The organism is Variovorax sp. (genome assembly GCF_035634955.1).
Taxonomy (GTDB): Bacteria; Pseudomonadota; Gammaproteobacteria; order Burkholderiales; family Burkholderiaceae_C; genus Variovorax.
Window position 1 is genome coordinate 1 of record NZ_DASQBZ010000025.1, and the last position, 16539, is coordinate 16539.

General features: G+C 67.1%; 17 protein-coding genes and 1 tRNA gene. 6 read left to right on the top strand and 12 right to left on the bottom strand.

What is annotated here, in order from left to right; translation table 11 throughout:
• Window positions 1–4 precede the first annotated feature (4 nt).
• Window positions 5–559 carry a hypothetical protein gene (locus VES41_RS14285; protein ID WP_324819504.1) on the top strand — a complete coding sequence of 185 codons (555 nt, stop codon included), beginning with the start codon at window positions 5–7 and terminating at the stop codon, window positions 557–559.
• 39 nt (window positions 560–598) lie between these two features.
• Here the strand turns inward: VES41_RS14285 and VES41_RS14290 are convergent, their stop codons facing one another.
• The 4 genes from VES41_RS14290 to VES41_RS14305 form a co-directional block, all read right to left on the bottom strand.
• A complete protein-coding gene (locus tag VES41_RS14290; protein WP_324818104.1) occupies window positions 599–1258 on the bottom strand; it encodes a CoA pyrophosphatase in 660 nt (219 codons plus the stop codon).
• A 33-nt stretch (window positions 1259–1291) separates the two neighbouring features.
• Window positions 1292–2833 carry an MDR family MFS transporter gene (locus tag VES41_RS14295; RefSeq protein ID WP_324818107.1) on the bottom strand — a complete coding sequence of 514 codons (1542 nt, stop codon included), beginning with the start codon at window positions 2831–2833 and terminating at the stop codon, window positions 1292–1294.
• Complete coding sequence (locus VES41_RS14300) at window positions 2830–3288, bottom strand: MarR family winged helix-turn-helix transcriptional regulator (protein ID WP_324818109.1); 459 nt, start codon at window positions 3286–3288, stop codon at window positions 2830–2832. Before VES41_RS14300 ends, VES41_RS14295 begins: the two co-directional genes overlap by 4 nt.
• Before the next feature lie 79 nt (window positions 3289–3367).
• Window positions 3368–3673, bottom strand: a complete 306-nt coding sequence (locus tag VES41_RS14305) for a DciA family protein (RefSeq protein ID WP_324819506.1) — start codon at window positions 3671–3673, stop codon at window positions 3368–3370.
• A 294-nt stretch (window positions 3674–3967) separates the two neighbouring features.
• Here VES41_RS14305 and secA point away from each other — a divergent pair, with 294 nt between their 5' ends.
• The 4 genes from secA (at window position 3968) to VES41_RS14325 (ending at window position 9356) form a co-directional block, all read left to right on the top strand.
• Entirely contained in the window at window positions 3968–6748 is a 2781-nt protein-coding gene (gene secA / locus VES41_RS14310) for a preprotein translocase subunit SecA (protein ID WP_324818112.1), read from the top strand.
• Window positions 6749–6821: 73 nt separating this feature from the next.
• Entirely contained in the window at window positions 6822–8051 is a 1230-nt protein-coding gene (gene argJ, locus VES41_RS14315) for a bifunctional glutamate N-acetyltransferase/amino-acid acetyltransferase ArgJ (protein ID WP_324818114.1), read from the top strand.
• A 10-nt stretch (window positions 8052–8061) separates the two neighbouring features.
• Complete coding sequence (locus VES41_RS14320) at window positions 8062–8937, top strand: ATP-binding protein (RefSeq protein ID WP_324818117.1); 876 nt, start codon at window positions 8062–8064, stop codon at window positions 8935–8937.
• Window positions 8934–9356 carry an NUDIX domain-containing protein gene (locus tag VES41_RS14325; RefSeq protein ID WP_324818119.1) on the top strand — a complete coding sequence of 141 codons (423 nt, stop codon included), beginning with the start codon at window positions 8934–8936 and terminating at the stop codon, window positions 9354–9356. Before VES41_RS14320 ends, VES41_RS14325 begins: the two co-directional genes overlap by 4 nt.
• Window positions 9357–9385: 29 nt before the next feature.
• Here VES41_RS14325 and VES41_RS14330 read toward each other — a convergent pair whose 3' ends face one another.
• The 7 genes from VES41_RS14330 to VES41_RS14360 all read right to left on the bottom strand — a co-directional run bounded on the left by VES41_RS14330 (window position 9386) and on the right by VES41_RS14360 (window position 15422).
• Window positions 9386–9598 carry a DNA gyrase inhibitor YacG gene (locus VES41_RS14330; RefSeq protein WP_324818122.1) on the bottom strand — a complete coding sequence of 71 codons (213 nt, stop codon included), beginning with the start codon at window positions 9596–9598 and terminating at the stop codon, window positions 9386–9388.
• A 28-nt stretch (window positions 9599–9626) separates the two neighbouring features.
• Window positions 9627–10382: a cell division protein ZapD gene (gene zapD, locus VES41_RS14335; RefSeq protein WP_324818125.1), complete on the bottom strand. Its 756-nt coding sequence runs from the start codon at window positions 10380–10382 to the stop codon at window positions 9627–9629.
• Between the two features lie 60 nt (window positions 10383–10442).
• Window positions 10443–11042, bottom strand: coding sequence for a dephospho-CoA kinase (gene coaE / locus VES41_RS14340; protein ID WP_324818128.1), 600 nt, complete (start codon window positions 11040–11042; stop codon window positions 10443–10445).
• 9 nt (window positions 11043–11051) lie between these two features.
• On the bottom strand, window positions 11052–12005 hold the full coding sequence (locus tag VES41_RS14345; RefSeq protein ID WP_324818131.1) for an A24 family peptidase: 954 nt from the start codon (window positions 12003–12005) through the stop codon (window positions 11052–11054).
• Window positions 12005–13225: a type II secretion system F family protein gene (locus tag VES41_RS14350; RefSeq protein WP_324818133.1), complete on the bottom strand. Its 1221-nt coding sequence runs from the start codon at window positions 13223–13225 to the stop codon at window positions 12005–12007. Before VES41_RS14350 ends, VES41_RS14345 begins: the two co-directional genes overlap by 1 nt.
• Before the next feature lie 21 nt (window positions 13226–13246).
• On the bottom strand, window positions 13247–14974 hold the full coding sequence (pilB, locus tag VES41_RS14355; RefSeq protein WP_324818136.1) for a type IV-A pilus assembly ATPase PilB: 1728 nt from the start codon (window positions 14972–14974) through the stop codon (window positions 13247–13249).
• Between the two features lie 372 nt (window positions 14975–15346).
• A tRNA-Lys gene (locus tag VES41_RS14360) sits at window positions 15347–15422 on the bottom strand.
• 305 nt (window positions 15423–15727) lie between these two features.
• Here VES41_RS14360 and VES41_RS14365 point away from each other — a divergent pair.
• Window positions 15728–16051 carry a DUF4124 domain-containing protein gene (locus VES41_RS14365; RefSeq protein ID WP_324818139.1) on the top strand — a complete coding sequence of 108 codons (324 nt, stop codon included), beginning with the start codon at window positions 15728–15730 and terminating at the stop codon, window positions 16049–16051.
• A 30-nt stretch (window positions 16052–16081) separates the two neighbouring features.
• Here the strand turns inward: VES41_RS14365 and VES41_RS14370 are convergent, their stop codons facing one another.
• Window positions 16082–16525: a MarR family winged helix-turn-helix transcriptional regulator gene (locus tag VES41_RS14370; RefSeq protein WP_324818141.1), complete on the bottom strand. Its 444-nt coding sequence runs from the start codon at window positions 16523–16525 to the stop codon at window positions 16082–16084.
• Between the last annotated feature and the right edge of the window lie 14 nt (window positions 16526–16539).

The window sequence follows — 16539 nt, forward strand, 5'->3', positions numbered from 1 at the left end:
TGCCATGAAGAATTGGTCACACGGTTGTTCTCTTCTCGGCGGTGCGCTGGCGATGGTGCTCGCCGGCTTCGCCTGGTCTCCTGATGCCGATGCACGGCCGGCGCGCGGTGGTGGCGGTGGTGCGCATGCCGGCGGCGGCGGTGCCCGTGCGGCACATGCCGGCGGAGGCGCACACGCCGGCGGCGCGCGCCCGCAGGTCAACAATGCAAGGGCCGATTCGCGTACCAACAACGTGCGTTCGAACAGCGTCAACAACGTCTCGAACCGCAACGTGAGCGCCAACCGGAACACGAACATCAACAGCAACCGCAACGTCAACGTGAACGTCGACAACCACGGGGGCTGCTGCGGCTGGGACAACGACTACCACCCGGTCGCGACCGCCGCGGCGGTGACGGCCACGGTTGCCGTCACTTCCGCCGTCGTCGGGTCGATGGTCCGTACCGTGCCCGCCGGATGCTCGGCGGTGAACTACGGCGGCATGGTCTATCAACAGTGCGGCACGACCTGGTACCAGCCGCAGGGTTCGCAGTACATCGTCGTCAACCCGCCTTACTGATCGGAGCCCGGTAGCGGCGCGCCTTTGCGCGCGCCGCACTCAGCTTCGCGCGAACAGCGGCTGCTCGAAATGCGCCACGCGGGTGACGCGCCCTTCGATGCAGAGCTCGCGGAATTGATAGAGGAACGCGGCCGTCGGCGCCGCGATCCAGGTGTCCCCGACGGGCATGCGCAACACCGGCTGGTCGCTGTCGTCGATGGCGTCGAGCCATGGGGCGTCTGCGCGCAGGAACTCGGTCACGGGTATGCGGTGAATGCTCGCGACTTCCGCCTCGCGCGGCACCAATTCGCGCGCCGCGCCGGCCCAGACGACGATCGGCGTGATGGCAAAGCCCGAGCGTGTGACGAAGTCGTCCAGGCGGCCCAGGATGGCGTCGTTGCCCAACCGCAGGCCGACTTCCTCGTGCAGTTCGCGCAGGGCCGCCTGTTCCGGCGTCTCGGCGCCGTCGATCTGTCCGCCGGGCAATGCCCACTGGCCGGCATGCTTTCGCAGTTGCGATGATCGGCGGGTGAGCAGCAGCGCGGCGTTGCGGCTCCAGTGGCCGGGCGCCTGGATGCCCGGCAGCGCGGCGCCGCCACCTTCCTCGATCAGCGCGACGGCCACCGCGGCCGCGCGCAGACCGGGCGCGGTCAGGGCGTGCACCTCGAATCGGCGCAGCCGTTCGGCGATCTGGTCACGCAGGCGGTCATCGAGGAGCATGGGTTGACGCATGTTACGCCGGCGTGCAGCGCCTCAGTGCGGCACTTCCACCGCGCCGCCGACCGCCTTGCGCCGCGGGCTGCGGATGAGCAGCAGCAGCGGGATGGCCAGCAGCGTGATCATCATCATGACGGCGAAGTCGTCCAGGTAGCCGATCAGTGCGCCCTGGCGCGTGACCTCGCTGTTGAGCATCGCCAGGCCCAGCATCGAATCGGGGCTGGTGAGCCACGGCAGGTGCAGCAGGCCCTGGTTGCCGGGCCCGACCGTGGCGGCGATCTGCGCATGCGCCTGTCCGGTGCCGCGCGTGAGCAGCGACTGGACGATCGAGATGCCGACGCTGCTGCCGATGTTGCGCAACAGGCTGAACACGGGCGTGCCCTGGTGCCGCAATTCCGGCGCCAGTGTGGCGAAGGTGGCGGCCGACAGGGGCACGAAGGTGAACCCGATGCCGAGGCCCTGGATGAAGCCGGAGACGACGATCAGCGTGCTGTCCATCTGAAGCGTCAGGCGCGTCATCTGCCAGAGCGAAAACGCCGTCAGGCCAAAGCCGACCGCCATGATCGCCCGCACGTCGATGCGCTGCACCAGCCGCCCGACCACGATCATCGCGATCATGGTGCCGATGCCGCGCGGCGCCGTCACCTCGCCGGTATAGACGACCGGATAGCCCATCAAGCCCTGCAGGAAGGTCGGCAGCAGCGCCATGGTGGCGAACAGGATCATGCCGACGATGAAGGCGAACAGCAGGCCGGTGACGAAGTTGCGGTCCTTTAGGAGGCGGCGGTCGAGGAAGGAGACGCCCTGGACGGTCCAGGTGTGCACGGCGAAGAAGGCGAATGCCGCCAGCGCGGCCGCGGCTTCGAGGCGGATCTCCCAGGAATCGAACCAGTCCAGCTGTTCCCCGCGATCGAGGAAAAGCTGCAGCATGCCGATGCCCAGGCTGAGGGTTGCGAACCCGAAGATGTCCAGCTTCTCGCCCTTGGGCCGGCTTTCCGGAAGGTAGCGCGCGATGCCCCACCAGGCCACCACACCCACGGGCAGGTTGATGAAGAACACCCAGCGCCAGTCGAAATTTTCCGTGAGCCAGCCGCCCAGCAGTGGGCCCAGGATCGGGCCGACCATGATGCCGGCGCCCCAGATGGCCATGGCCTGCCCGACCTTCTCGGCCGGGTTGATGTCCAGCAGTACCGCCTGCGACAGTGGCACGAGCGCCGCGCCGAACAGCCCCTGCAACAGCCGCGCCGCGACGATCTGCGGCATGGTCGCGGCCAGGCCGCACAGCGCCGAGGCGATGGTGAAGCCCACCACCGACACGAGAAACACCTTGCGCCGCCCGAACTGGCCGCACAGCCAGCCGGTCAGCGGCAGCGCGATCGCGGAAGCGACGATGTAGGAGGTCAGGACCCAGGTGATCTGGTCCTGCGAGGCCTGCAGGCTGCCCTGCATGTGCGGCAGGGCCACGTTGGCGATGGTGGTGTCCAGCGCCTGCATGATGGTCGCCAGCATGATGGCGATGGTGATCATGCCGCGATGCTGGACGGCTCCGGCGGGGGCTTGCGCGGCGGCGGCGCTCATGCCTGTGCCTCCTTGGCGTCCGTGGCCAACAGCGTGCACCGCACGCGGCCGAGCAGGGCGGTCAACTGGGCGCGCTCCGCCACAGACAGATCGGACAGCGCATGGGCCTGGATCTCGTCGCTGATGAGCATCGCCGCCTCCAGCGCCTTCTCGGCATTGGGCGCGAGCTGGATTTCATAGGCGCGCCTGTCGGTGGCGCTGGGCCGGCGGTCGAGCCAGCCGCCGGCAACGAGCCGGTCGCACAGGCCGCCGACAGCCATCGGCGTGAGGTCCAGGCGATGCGCCAGTTCCGCCTGAGACAGCGGCTCGCCGTGCATGGCGAGCGTTCCCAGCACGCGGCATTGGGCGCGCGACAGGCCGATGCGCTCGCGCGCCTGGCGATCGAACTGGGCGCCGTAGATCCTGGCGACGTCGTTGACCAGGAATCCGAGCCGCTCGCTGAGATCCATTTTCATAACCATGTTTATTATATACATGGTTACTAAATGGCGCCGGCGCTGGCGTTCGCCTCCATGCGGCGCAGGTCCGCCGGCCTCAGCGGCGCGATCGCACCTTGATCCGCAGGGTCGTGACCGGCCAGCCGCGCTGCCGCAGGCGCGTCAGCAGGGTCGGCGTCAGCTGGCGCAGCTTTGCCGCGGCGGCGTTGCCTTGCACCAGCAGGCACCATTCGTCGCCTTCGGCCGGGCCGGGCAGCAGGCCGGCGCGCAGGGGGGGAGGTACCAGGTCCTCGATGGCCTGCAGCCGGGCCGCCGAATCGCGCGCGCGCTCGGCCAGTCCGGCCAGCGTGGGCGAGGCCTGGGCTGCCTGCTCCAGCGTGAAGGAAGTGTTCCGGCGGTTGATCGAGGACAAGGTGCGTAGAATCAGAGAGTTTGCCGGCATTCGGGGCGGTCCGGACCACTGGACGGCCTGTCGCATGCCTGCCTTGGCGCTGGGGCTGGCCGTCTGGCCTGCGCTTGCCCTGCGGCATCGGAGCCTGGCCGCGCCGGTCCACTCGAATCGAGATGGCGGTGTGGTGTTCGGTTCCGCTGCGCAGGACTTGCAATGGTACGCGGCGCGCCCAAGTGTCGATATTGTCAATCCAAGGATCCCGGTCCGGGCCGTCGCCTTCCCAGGCGGCGTTGCCGACCACCACGCATGGCCACCAACTTCCTGACCCAGATCTTCGGCAGTCGCAACGACCGTCTCCTGAAGCAATACCGCAAGACGGTGACGCGCGTCAACGCGCTCGAGGCGCAGTTCGAGAAGCTCGACGACGACGCACTGCGTGCAAAGACCGGCGAATTCAGGGAGCGCCTGGCCAAGGGCGAAACGCTGGATGACCTGCTGCCCGAGGCCTTTGCCGTCGTGCGCGAGGGCTCCAAGCGCGTCATGAAGATGCGCCACTTCGACGTCCAGATGCTCGGCGGGATGGCGCTGCACGACGGCAAGATCGCCGAGATGCGAACCGGCGAGGGCAAGACGCTCACGGCCACGCTGCCGGTCTACCTGAACGCGCTCACCGGCAAGGGCGTGCACGTGGTCACCGTCAACGACTACCTGGCCAACCGCGATGCGCAGTGGATGGGGCGGCTGTACAACTTCCTGGGTCTGACGGTCGGCGTGAACCTGCCGAACATGCCTCGCGAGGAAAAGCAGGCCGCCTACGGTGCCGACATCACCTACGGCACGAACAACGAGTACGGCTTCGACTACCTGCGCGACAACATGGTCTACGAGACCCGCGACCGGGTCCAGCGCAAGCTCAACTACGCCATCGTCGACGAGGTCGATTCGATCCTCATCGACGAGGCCCGCACCCCGCTGATCATCAGCGGCCAGGCCGAAGACCATACCGAGCTGTACCTGGCCATGCGCAAGGTGGTGCCGCTGCTGACCCGCCAGGAAGGCGAGGCCGACCCGCGCACTGGCGAGGGGGTCACCAAGCCCGGCGATTTCACGGTCGACGAGAAGACGCACCAGGTCTATCTCACCGAGGACGGCCACGAGAAGGCCGAGCAACTGCTTTCGCAGTTCCAGCTGCTGCCCGACGGCGCGTCGCTGTACGACCCGGCCAACATCACGCTGATGCACCACCTGAACGCGGCGCTGCGGGCCCAGCACCTGTATCACCGCGACCAGCACTACGTCGTGCAGCAGGGCGAAGTCATCATCGTCGACGAATTCACCGGCCGCCTGATGACCGGCCGCCGCTGGAGCGACGGCCTGCACCAGGCGGTGGAAGCCAAGGAAGGCGTCGAAATCCAGGCCGAGAACCAGACGCTGGCATCGATCACGTTCCAGAACTACTTCCGCCTCTACGCCAAGCTCGCCGGCATGACCGGCACGGCCGACACCGAGGCGTACGAGTTCCAGGAGATCTACGGGCTCGAGACGGTCATCATCCCACCCAACCGCCCGAGCAAGCGCGACGACCAGCTCGACCGTGTCTACAAGACCACGCCCGAGAAGTACCAGGCCGCCATCGACGACATCCGCGAGTGCTACGAGCGCGGCCAGCCGGTGCTGGTGGGTACCTCGTCCATCGAGAACTCGGAGGTCATCTCCGGCCTGCTGAACCAGGCCCAACTGCCGCACCAGGTGCTCAACGCCAAGCAGCACGCGCGCGAAGCCGACATCGTCGCGCAGGCGGGCCGCCCGAAGATGATCACCATCGCCACCAACATGGCCGGCCGCGGGACCGACATCGTGCTGGGCGGCAACGTGGAGAAGCTCATCGAGGCGCTCGAGCAGAACCCCGAGCTCGACGACGCCTCGCGCCGCCAGCAGATCGCCGAACTGCGCGCCCAGTGGGAAAAGGACCACGCCTTCGTCACCGAACAGGGCGGCCTGCGCATCATCGCCACCGAGCGTCACGAGTCGCGCCGCATCGACAACCAGCTGCGTGGCCGCTCCGGACGCCAGGGCGACAAGGGCTCCTCGCGCTTCTACCTGAGCCTGGACGACCAGCTGATGCGCATCTTCGCGGGCGACCGCGTGCGCGCGATCATGGACCGCCTGAAGATGCCCGAGGGCGAGGCGATCGAGGCCGGCATCGTTACCCGCAGCATCGAAAGCGCGCAGCGCAAGGTCGAGGCACGCAACTTCGACGTGCGCAAGCAGCTGCTGGAATACGACGACGTGTCGAACGACCAGCGCAAGGTGATCTACCAGCAGCGCAACGACATCCTCGATGCCACGGACCTGGACGCGCAGATCCGCGGCCTGCGCGAAGGCTGCTTCACCGACCTGGTACGCCAGTACGTGCCGGCCGAATCGGTGGAAGAGCAGTGGGACCTGGAGGGTCTCGAGAAGGCGCTGGCCAACGACTGGGACATCGCGCTGCCGTTGCGGCAGATCGTCGAGCAGGCCAGCGCGATCGGCGACGACGACATCGCCGAGAAGGTGCTGGAGGCCGCCAATGCCGCCTTCGACGCCAAGGTCGCGTTGATCGGGCAGGAGAACTTCACCCAGTTCGAGCGCATGGTGCTGCTGCAAAGCATCGACGTGCACTGGCGCGAACACCTGGCCGCGCTCGACTACCTGCGCCAGGGCATCCACCTGCGCGGCTATGCGCAAAAGCAGCCCAAGCAGGAATACAAGCGCGAAGCCTTCGAACTGTTCGGCCAGTTGCTCGACGCGGTCAAGAACGAAGTCACGCGCCAGCTGATGACGGTGCGGGTGCAATCGGGCGACCAGCTCGACGAGGCCGCGCAGGCCCTGGAAAGCCGCGGCGAGAGCATCTCCAACATCACCTACACCGCGCCGTCGGAGTCGGGCGAGCCCGAATCGCGCCTCGACGAGGACAGCATCCGCCGCGGCGCGGCCGGCGCCGGCCTGTCGGCGGGCGCGTCGGCCTTTGCGCGGGTCGGCCGCAACGACCCCTGCCCCTGCGGCAGCGGCAAGAAGTTCAAGCACTGCCACGGCAAGCTGAGCTGAAAGGCGCGGGGCGGCGGCGCCCTGCCGTCCGGCCCCGAGCACAAGATCCATCGACCTTCAGGAGAGTCGCTCCATGCCTGTGAATCTTTCCGCCCCCGATCCGGCCGCGCTGCACGCCGTGGAGGGCGTTCGTATCGGCGTGGCCGAGGCCGGCATCCGCAAGGCGGGCCGCAAGGACCTGTCCGTGATCCTGCTGGACGAGGGCGCTGCCGTCGGAGGCGTGTTCACCCAGAACCGCTTCTGCGCCGCGCCGGTTCAGGTCTGCCGCGATCACCTCGCGGCCAACTTCGGCATCCGCGCGCTGGTGATCAACACCGGCAACGCCAATGCCGGCACCGGCGAGGACGGCCTGGCGCGCGCCCGCGCCACCTGCATCGCCGCGGCCCAGGCGCTGGACCTGGCGCCCGAGCAGGTCCTGCCGTTTTCCACCGGCGTGATCATGGAGCCGCTTCCGGTCGAGCGCATCCAGGCCGGCCTGCCCGCCGCCCTGGCCGACGCGAGCGCGACGCATTGGGGCCGCCTGGCAGAAGGGATCATGACCACCGACACCGTGCCGAAGGCATTCAGTGCGCAGGTGCAGATCGGCGGGGCCACGGTCAACATCACCGGTGTGAGCAAAGGTGCCGGCATGATCCGGCCCAACATGGCCACGATGCTGGGCTTCCTGGCCACCGACGCCGCGATCGCGCCCGAGCTGATGCAGCCGTTGGCGCGCCAGCTGGCCGAGGGCTCGTTCAACCGCGTCACCGTGGACGGCGACACGTCCACCAACGACTCCTTCATCGTCATCGCCACCGGAAAGGCCGCCCACGGCGTGATCCGCACGCTCGATTCCGAGGAGGGCCAGGCCCTGGTGGACGCGATGCAGCAGGTGGCGCGCTCGCTGGCGCAGGCCATCGTGCGGGACGGCGAGGGCGCCACCAAGTTCATCACGGTGCGGGTCGAGGGCGGCCGCGACGCTGCCGAATGCCGCCAGGTGGCCTACGCGATCGCGCATTCGCCGCTGGTCAAGACGGCCTTCTTCGCGAGCGACCCGAACCTCGGCCGCATCCTGGCGGCCGTCGGGTACGCCGGCATCGCGGACCTGGACCAGACAGGGATCGACCTGTACCTGGACGACGTGCACGTGGCCGTCAATGGCGGGCGCAACCCGGCCTACCGCGAAGAGGACGGCCAGCGCGTCATGGCCGGCAGCGAGATCACCGTGCGCGTGGTCCTGGGCCGTGGCCAGGCCGCCGACACGGTCTGGACCTGTGACTTCAGCCACGAGTACGTGTCCATCAACGCCGACTACAGAAGCTGATGGATCCACGATGAACGAGAAATTCGAGCGACTGATCGAGCGCGCCGAGCAACTCATCGACCGCATCGAGGCGGTGCTGCCCCGGCCTCTGGCCGCGCCGGCCAACTGGGACGCCTCCATCGCCTGGCGTTATCGCCGCCGCAGTTCCGGCCACGGCACGCTCGAGCCGGTGCGCCACGTGGCCGCCATGGCGCTCGACGACCTCAAGGAAATCGACGCGCAGAAGGAAAAGATCGAGCGCAACACCCGGCAGTTCGTGCAGGGCAAGCCGGCCAACAACGTGCTGCTGACCGGCGCTCGCGGCACCGGCAAGTCCTCCCTGATACGCGCCTGCCTGCATGCCTACGCACCGCAGGGCCTGCGCCTGATCGAGGTGGACAAGGCCGAGCTGACCGACCTGCCGGACATCGTCGAGGTGGTCTCCGGGCGGCCCGAGAAGTTCATCATCTTCAGCGACGATCTGAGCTTCGACGAAGGCGAGCCCGGCTACAAGGCGCTCAAGAGCATTCTCGACGGCTCGGTGGCTGCGGCCACGCCCAACGTGCTGATCTACGCGACCAGCAACCGGCGCCACCTGCTGCCCGAGTACATGAAGGAGAACCTCACCTACACCCACACCGAGGACGGCGAGGTGCATCCGGGCGAGGTGATCGAGGAGAAGATCTCGCTGTCCGAGCGATTCGGCCTGTGGGTGAGCTTCTATCCCTTCACCCAGGGCGAGTACCTGGCCATCGTGTCGCAGTGGCTGTCGCACTTCGGCGCCGACGCCAAGACGATCGAGGCCGCCCGTCCCGAGGCACTGGTGTGGGCCCTCGAGCGTGGCTCGAGAAGCGGCCGCGTGGCCTACCAGTTCGCCCGCGACTTCACGGGCCGGGCCGGCGCATGACCGACGCGCCGCGCAAGCACACCGAGGTGGCGGTGGGCATTCTCATCCGCGCTGCAGATGGGGCGCTGCTGCTGTCGACGCGGCCGGAAGGCAAGCCCTACGCCGGCTACTGGGAGTTTCCGGGCGGCAAGATCGAGGCCGGCGAAAGCGTGGAACAGGCGCTGCGGCGCGAGCTGCACGAGGAACTGGGCATCGTCATCGGCGCCGCGCAAGTCTGCAAGACCACCGAGCACGACTATCCCCATGCGCTGGTGCGCCTGCACTGGTGCAAGGTGTACGAGTGGCAGGGCGAGTTCGAGATGCGCGAGGGGCAGGCCATGTGCTGGCAGCAATTGCCGCTGACCGTCTCCCCGGTGCTGCCGGGCGCCGTGCCGGTGCTCGAGTGGATGGCGCAGGAGCGCGGGGACGCCGGCGCGTAGGCGCGGATCTGGCCTGGCGCTGCCCGGCGCTATTGCAGCCGCGGATCGCCGAACGGCTCGTCGTCCGGCGGCGCCTCGGCCGGCAGCTTGAACTCTTCGCTTGCCCACGCACCCAGGTCCACGCCCTTGCAACGGGCGCTGCAGAAGGGCCGGTAGGGGTTCTGCGGGCTGTACAGACTGTCGTTCCCGCAGGCCGGGCAGCGAACCGTGCGGGCGGGAAAATCCTGCTTCTTGTCGGTCATGCGGACGGCCGGGCGAAGGTCGCGCCGCTCAGGCGCACAACGTCAATTCGAAGCTGGCCTCGTCGCTGCTGGCGTGCAGGCGATCGTCGGCACCGTGACGCATCAGGCGCACCGAGACCATCAGGCGATTGCCGCTGATCTCAGGCACGAGGCCCAGGGCGGGATCGATGCTCAGGCGCAACAGCTGGAAGCTGCGGCCTTGCGGCAGCGTCTGCTGGTACTGGCCGTTGGACGCCATCACCTTGTAGGGCACATCGGCTTCGCGCAGCAGCTTGAGCAGCAGGTAGATCGCCTCGGCCATCGGCGCCAGCGTCGAGGCCCAGCGCTCGATGTCCGCGCGGCGTGCGGCCGCCGGGCGTTGCTGCCAGGCGTAGTAGGCCGGCAGGTCGAATTCGCAAGTGCCGCCCGGGATGTTGGCCCGGCTGCGCACGCTCATGAGCCACTCGTTCTCCGTGAGCGACTGGCCGGCCTTGCCGGTGGCGCCGTTGAGCGTGTTGAAGTTGCGCTCGAGCTGGCCGATGACCTGCTCGAGGACCTGCTCGGAAATGGCCGGATTGCCGCGGTAGCTCGTGAACACGCCTTTCTGCTTGTCCAGGTCTCGCATCACGTCGGACTTGAGATCGGCGCGCGCGGACACGTCCATGATCTCGAAGATGGTCACCAGCGCATAGTGGTGCAGCAAGGGCGAGTCGCTCGGCACCAGTTCGCCCAGGCGTCGGAACAGGTGTTCCAGGCGCAGGTAGGTCCGGATGCGCTCGTTGAAGGGGTATTCGTAGAGGATCACGCGGGGGTAGCTTCCTGTCGGGATCGTCGGGTTGCAGGCTCGACCGGGGCCGATGCGTCGTCAGGCGGCCGAGGCCGTCCATTGTTGCCACAAGCCGCGAACTTCGTCTTCGAGTTGTGCAAGGGTCAGATTCTCGTTGCAAATCACCGCGTCGGCTGCGGCGCGCCGCATTGGCCTGGAAGCCTGCTGGGCGATGACGGCACGCACTGCCTCTGGGGCCCAGCCGGATCGTTCGACGACTCGTTGCACTTGATGCGTTTCGCTTGCATCCACGACCAGCACGTAGTCGACTATTTTGCGCCAGCGCTGCGATTCCACAAGCAGGGGCACGTCGAAGATTACGGCCTCCTCGCCGGCGGCGGCGGCCTGGCGCTCGCATTCCTGGCCGATCAGCGGGTGGAGGATGGCCTCCAGCCGGCGCTTGGCCTGCACGTCGGCAAACACGAGTTCGCGCATGCGCGCGCGGTCGAGGCTGCCGTCCGCCGCCACCATGTGCGATCCGAACTCGGCGGAAATACCGGGCATGGCGCCGCCGCCGGGCAGCGTCATGGCGCGCGCAATGGCGTCGGTGTCGACCAGCGTGGCGCCCAGGCCCACCAACATGCGCGCCACGGTGCTCTTGCCGCTTCCGATGCCGCCGGTCAGGCCGATGCGCCGCATGCCGTGTCCTTATCCGAGCGGGAAGGCGAACGGAATCCACTGGCGCACGGTTTCCGGGCCGAGGACCAGGCACACGAGGCCGGCGCCGGCCAGGAACGGGCCGAACGAGATGGGAATGTCTTTGTGCGCCAGTCGGCCGGCCAGCAGCAGTATCGAGCCGAGCAGCGCGCCGACCAGGGACGAGACCAGCACGATGGCGATCAGATAGCCCGAGCCGAGCCACGCGCCCAGCGCGGCGAGCAGCTTGAAGTCGCCGTAGCCCATGCCCTGCTTGCCGGTGGCCAGGCGGTAGGCGTGATAGATCAGCCACAGGCCGAGGTAGCCGAACACGGCGCCCCACACGGCCGAGGCGAGCGGCACGGCGGTGAGGCCGGACGCGGCGCCGATCAGGCCCAGCCAGAGCAATGCGTAGTTGAGCGAGTCCGGCAGGTACTGCGTGTCCAGGTCGATCAGGAACTGGCACACCAGCAGCGCGGCGAAGGCGGCCCACAGCGCGCCGGTCGCGGTCAGGCCGAAGCGCCAGGCGCACAGTGCGAACAGGGCGCCGGTGACGAGTTCGACGATCGGATAGCGCACGCTGATGCGCGTCTTGCAGGCGCCGCAGCGGCCGGCCAGGAACACGTAGCTGAGCACCGGCACGTTCTGGTAGAAGCGGATCGGCGCGCCGCAATGGCCGCAGCGCGAGGCCGGCCGCATCAGGTCGAAGCGCGGCAGCGCATCGACCGCCTCGGCCGCCTCGCCGGCCGCCTTTTCGAGTGCGGGCGGCGTGTTCGTCCCCGCGCCGAAGACCAGGCTCCAGAGCGAGGGAACGCCGTCGACCTTCATCAGGTTGCTGACGGCGTCATTGAGCCACTGGCGATACATCATCACCGGCGTACGGTAGATCACCACGTTCAGGAAGCTGCCGACGAGCAGCCCCAGCACGCCGCCGAGCGCGGCGTCCAGACCCTGCGAACCGAGCATCAGACGACCTGGCCGAGCTTGAAGATGGGCAGGTACATCGACACCACGATGCCGCCGATGATCACGCCCAGGAACACGATGATGATGGGCTCCATCAGGCTGGACAGGCCGGCCACCATGTCGTCGACCTCCTGCTCGTAGAAGTCGGCCGCCTTGCCCAGCATGTGATCGATCGAGCCCGACTCCTCGCCGATGGCGGTCATCTGCACCACCATCGAAGGGAACAGGTTGGCGTTGTTCATGGCGCTGGTCAGGCTGGTGTCGGTCGACACTTCCTGCTGGATCTTGACGGTGGCGTCGGCATACACCGAGTTGCCCGAGGCGCCGCCGACCGAGTCGAGCGCCTCCACCAGCGGCACGCCGGCTGCGAACATGGTGGCCAGCGTGCGCGTCCACCGCGCGATGCACGACTTCTCGATCAGCGCGCCGAAGATCGGCATGCGCAGCAGCAGGCGGTCCATCACCTGCTGCACCCGCTCGTTGCGCTTCCACGCCTGCAGGAAGAAGTACAGGCCGCCGCCGACGACGCCGAAGATCAGCCACCAGTACGAGACGAAGAATTCGCTCATGCCCATGACGAACAGCGTGGGGGCGGGCAGGTCGGCGCCGAACGACGTGAACACCTGCTTGAACGCCGGGATCACGAAGATCATGATGATCGAGACCACCACGAAGGCGACCACCACCACCGACGTCGGGTACATCAGCGCCGACTTGATCTTGCCCTTGATCGCCTCGGTCTTCTCCATGTAGGTGGCCAGGCGATCCAGCAGATCTTCCAGGATACCGGCGGCCTCGCCGGCCTCGACCAGGTTGCAGTAGAGGCTGTCGAAATACTTCGGGTACTTGCGGAACGCCGACGACAGCGAGGTGCCGGTCTCGACGTCGGCGCGGATGTCGTTGAGCAGCTTGCTCACGCTGGCGTTTGCGTTGCCGCGGCCGACGATGTCGAAGGCCTGCAGCAGCGGCACGCCGGCCTTCATCATGGTGGCCAGCTGGCGCGTGAAGATCGCGATGTCCTTGGGCTTGATGGCCTTGCCCGAGTTCATCCGCTTCTTCTTGATCTTGGTCGTCAGCACGCCCTGGCGGCGCAGCGAAGCCATGACCTGGTTCTCGCCGGACGCGCGCATTTCGCCGCGCACGACCTTGCCGTTGCGGTCCTTGCCCTCCCAGTCGTAGATGAATTCCTTGTGGGTGCGGGTCGATGTGGCGGTGGCCATGGGTTCTCCGAAGATCGGCTGTTATTCGTTGGTGACTGCCACCACTTCCTCGAGCGATGTCAGTCCCTGCATCACCTTCTGCAGGCCGGACTGGCGCAGCGTGCGCACGCCCTCGGCCTCGGCCTGCTTCGAGATATCGAGTGCGCTGCCATCGCGCAGGATGATCTCCTGGATCGCCTCGCTGATCGGCATCACCTGGTAGATGCCGACGCGCCCCTTGTAGCCGCCGTTGCAGGCATTGCAGCCGACCGGGCGGTAGGGTTTCCAGTTGCCCAGCTCGCTGGGCTTGAAGCCTGCCTCGAGCAGTGCCTCGCGCGGCACCTCGTGCGGCTCCCGGCACACCATGCACAGGCGCCGCGCCAGCCGCTGCGCGGTGATGAGGATGACGCTCGAGGCGATGTTGAAGGGCGCGATGCCCATGTTGCGCATCCGCGTGAGCGTGGTCGGCGCGTCGTTGGTGTGCAGCGTCGACAGCACCAGGTGGCCGGTCTGGGCCGCCTTGATGGCGATGTCCGCCGTCTCCAGGTCGCGAATTTCGCCGACCATGATGATGTCCGGGTCCTGGCGCAGGAAGGCGCGCAACGCGGTGGCGAAGGTCAGCCCCGCCTTGTCGTTCACGTTGACCTGGTTGACCCCGGGCAGGTTGATTTCGGACGGGTCTTCCGCCGTCGCGATGTTCACGCCCGGCTTGTTCAGCAGGTTCAGGCACGTGTAGAGCGACACCGTCTTGCCCGAGCCGGTCGGGCCCGTGACCAGGACCATGCCATACGGGCGGCCGATGGCGCTGAGCAGCCGCTCCTTCTCCTGCGCGTCGTAGCCCAGCGCGTCGATACCCAGCCGGGCGCTGCTCGGATCCAGGATACGGATCACGATCTTCTCGCCGAACAGCGTGGGCAGGGTGCTGACGCGGAAGTCGATCACGCGCTCCGGCCCCACCTTGAGCTTCATCCGGCCGTCTTGCGGGACGCGCTTTTCCGAGATGTCCAGGCGCGAGATGACCTTGATGCGCGAGGCCAGCTTCTCCTTGATGACCACCGGCGGCGTGGCGACTTCGCGCAATTCGCCGTCGACGCGGAAGCGCACGCGATAGGTGTGCTCGTACGGTTCGAAGTGGATGTCCGAGGCCCGCATGCTGAAGGCGTCCAGCAGCATCTTGTGCAGAAAGCGCACGACCGGCGCGTCCTCGACTTCGGCGGCGACGGCCTGTTCGTTCGATTCGCTCGACTCGGACGGCTCGTCGAACTCGAACTCCACGCCGACGATGCTGTCGATCGTCTCGGACGCGGTGACCGCGGCGGCCTCGACCATCCGGGTGAGCTTGTCGTATTCGGCGATGACCAGGTCCACCCCCAACTGGGAGGCGAACTTGATCTTCTCGACCGCCTGCTGGTCGGACGGATCGGCCGTCGCGACGATCAGGCGGTTGTTGCGCTTGCTCAGGACGACGATGCGGTAGTCCGCACACATCTTCGGATCGAGCAGGTCCTTGGGCAAGCGTTGCTGATCGACGGCGTCGAGGTCGAGAAGCGGGGCGCCGAAGGCGCTGGACAGCGTGTGCGCCAGGTCGGCCGGGGAGACGGCACCGGTGCCGGTCAATTCGGCGATGAAACTGTTGCGCGAAGCCTTCGACTTGCGGTAGATCTCTTCGGCCGTTCTGGCCTGCAACTTGCCGGCCGCAATCAGGGCGCGCGCCAGCCCCGGCAATGCCACCGGCGTGCTGTCTTTCGCGAGCGGTTCAGCAGCAGCCATTCAAAGGTCGTTGAAAGTCGTCACAAATTGATACTTCATCATCGCCGATCGCTGTGGCGCTGTAAATCGCGGCGAACCGTGCGGCCGCGCAGCAATTGGCATTACACGGCAAAAGGCGCTGATGGTCGGAGGTGTCGTTTCCCCTGGGAGAGCCGGCCCGGGGAGGTGCCGCGAAAGGATAGCGCATGGCGCTGGAGCGGGTACTTACGATCATGGCCGCAGACGGCCGGTGTCGATTCCGCGCCACGCCAGCCCTTGCCGGTAATGCCAAGAGATTAGCGCTGGAGTTCTCTGTCGCCAGGCACGGAAAGGGCGCGCGCAAGAAAAAAGCACCTAGGCTTGTGACCTAGGTGCTTGTTTCTTCTTAAATGGTGGTGGGCCCTGAGTGACTCGAACACTCGACCTACGGATTAAGAGTCCGCTGCTCTACCAACTGAGCTAAGAGCCCTGCATCGCCAATCTGGCTCTGGGTGCCCTGACCGACCCGGCGTTTGGCACCGTGCGATTTCAGGCAATCCGAAGATTATAGCCCACTTTTTTGCGACATTTCAAGACGCTGCAGCGGCGAACCGCGGACGCCACCAGGAGCCCGGGTTGTGTAGCCCGAAGGTTCCTGTCCGTCGCGGCATCTGTTGTTACGTTTTGACGCAAAGCTTGCGAAAGCGGGAATAGTTCCGCTTGGCGCGCTGCGCAATCCAGGATCGATGCCGAGCACGGCTAGCATCGTACGCAGACCCAGTGCCTGGAAGCCTCATGCCGCAATCGTCCGCCGCGCGCCACTCGCGCATCGTTGTTCTTCATGCCGCCATGCTGCTGTTTGCCGGGTTGGCACTCGACGCCCATGCGCAGATTCATCGGTGCAAGGACGAGAACGGACAGACGGTGATTTCCGACCGCCCGTGCGAAGGCAATGCGCCGGGACTGGAGCCGCGCCAGGGGTCGGCCGATCGGGTCGCCGCGCGTATCGCGGCGCCTGACATGATCAGCATTCGCGCGGGCCAATCCGAGGCTGCCTACGCATTCATACCGGAGCGCGACCCCCAGTCGGCGCACCGGGACAGGCCCGCCACCAAGTAGGCCGGGGTCCCGTCCGCCTTCCGCCGCCGATCAGGCGTCGTCGGCAATCAGGCTGGCCAGGCGGACTGCCTCGGCAAGTTCCGACAACTGGCTCGCATGCTGCGTCGCAAGGCGCGAGAGCGTCCGCCGACCCTTGGCGGTGAGATGAACTTCGACCGAGCGCCGGTCCGTCTGGCTCGGTCGCCGGCAGACCAGTTGCAGGTCTTCGCAGCGCGTCACCAGCGCCACCACGCCATGCACCTGCGCCTGCAGCCGCTGGGCCAGTTCACTGACCGTCGCCCAGTTGCGGCCTGGAAAGCCCTGGGTGTGGAGCAAGAGTTGGTACTGCAGCGCCGTCACGCCCTGCAGGCGCGCCGCGTCTTCGCTGAAGCGAAGGAATTCTCGCAAGCGGTAGCGAAACTGGGATAGCGCCTCCAGGCGTTGCTTCTCGCTCATGTCGTCCGCCTCGCGCATCTTGGATTCTCTTGCTTCCATGGGGTGCGAACTGT

What these genes read in the sequence shown, in the direction of transcription:
- VES41_RS14285 (WP_324819504.1), top strand. Translation starts at nt 5, where the DNA reads ATGAAGAATTGGTCACACGGTTGTTCTCTTCTCGGCGGTGCGCTGGCG.
- VES41_RS14290 (WP_324818104.1), bottom strand. Translation starts at nt 1,258, where the DNA reads ATGCTCCTCGATGACCGCCTGCGTGACCAGATCGCCGAACGGCTGCGC.
- VES41_RS14295 (WP_324818107.1), bottom strand. Translation starts at nt 2,833, where the DNA reads ATGAGCGCCGCCGCCGCGCAAGCCCCCGCCGGAGCCGTCCAGCATCGC.
- VES41_RS14300 (WP_324818109.1), bottom strand. Translation starts at nt 3,288, where the DNA reads ATGAAAATGGATCTCAGCGAGCGGCTCGGATTCCTGGTCAACGACGTC.
- secA (WP_324818112.1), top strand. Translation starts at nt 3,968, where the DNA reads ATGGCCACCAACTTCCTGACCCAGATCTTCGGCAGTCGCAACGACCGT.
- argJ (WP_324818114.1), top strand. Translation starts at nt 6,822, where the DNA reads ATGCCTGTGAATCTTTCCGCCCCCGATCCGGCCGCGCTGCACGCCGTG.
- VES41_RS14320 (WP_324818117.1), top strand. Translation starts at nt 8,062, where the DNA reads ATGAACGAGAAATTCGAGCGACTGATCGAGCGCGCCGAGCAACTCATC.
- VES41_RS14325 (WP_324818119.1), top strand. Translation starts at nt 8,934, where the DNA reads ATGACCGACGCGCCGCGCAAGCACACCGAGGTGGCGGTGGGCATTCTC.
- VES41_RS14330 (WP_324818122.1), bottom strand. Translation starts at nt 9,598, where the DNA reads ATGACCGACAAGAAGCAGGATTTTCCCGCCCGCACGGTTCGCTGCCCG.
- coaE (WP_324818128.1), bottom strand. Translation starts at nt 11,042, where the DNA reads ATGCGGCGCATCGGCCTGACCGGCGGCATCGGAAGCGGCAAGAGCACC.
- VES41_RS14345 (WP_324818131.1), bottom strand. Translation starts at nt 12,005, where the DNA reads ATGCTCGGTTCGCAGGGTCTGGACGCCGCGCTCGGCGGCGTGCTGGGG.
- VES41_RS14350 (WP_324818133.1), bottom strand. Translation starts at nt 13,225, where the DNA reads ATGGCCACCGCCACATCGACCCGCACCCACAAGGAATTCATCTACGAC.
- pilB (WP_324818136.1), bottom strand. Translation starts at nt 14,974, where the DNA reads ATGGCTGCTGCTGAACCGCTCGCGAAAGACAGCACGCCGGTGGCATTG.
- VES41_RS14365 (WP_324818139.1), top strand. Translation starts at nt 15,728, where the DNA reads ATGCCGCAATCGTCCGCCGCGCGCCACTCGCGCATCGTTGTTCTTCAT.
- VES41_RS14370 (WP_324818141.1), bottom strand. Translation starts at nt 16,525, where the DNA reads ATGGAAGCAAGAGAATCCAAGATGCGCGAGGCGGACGACATGAGCGAG.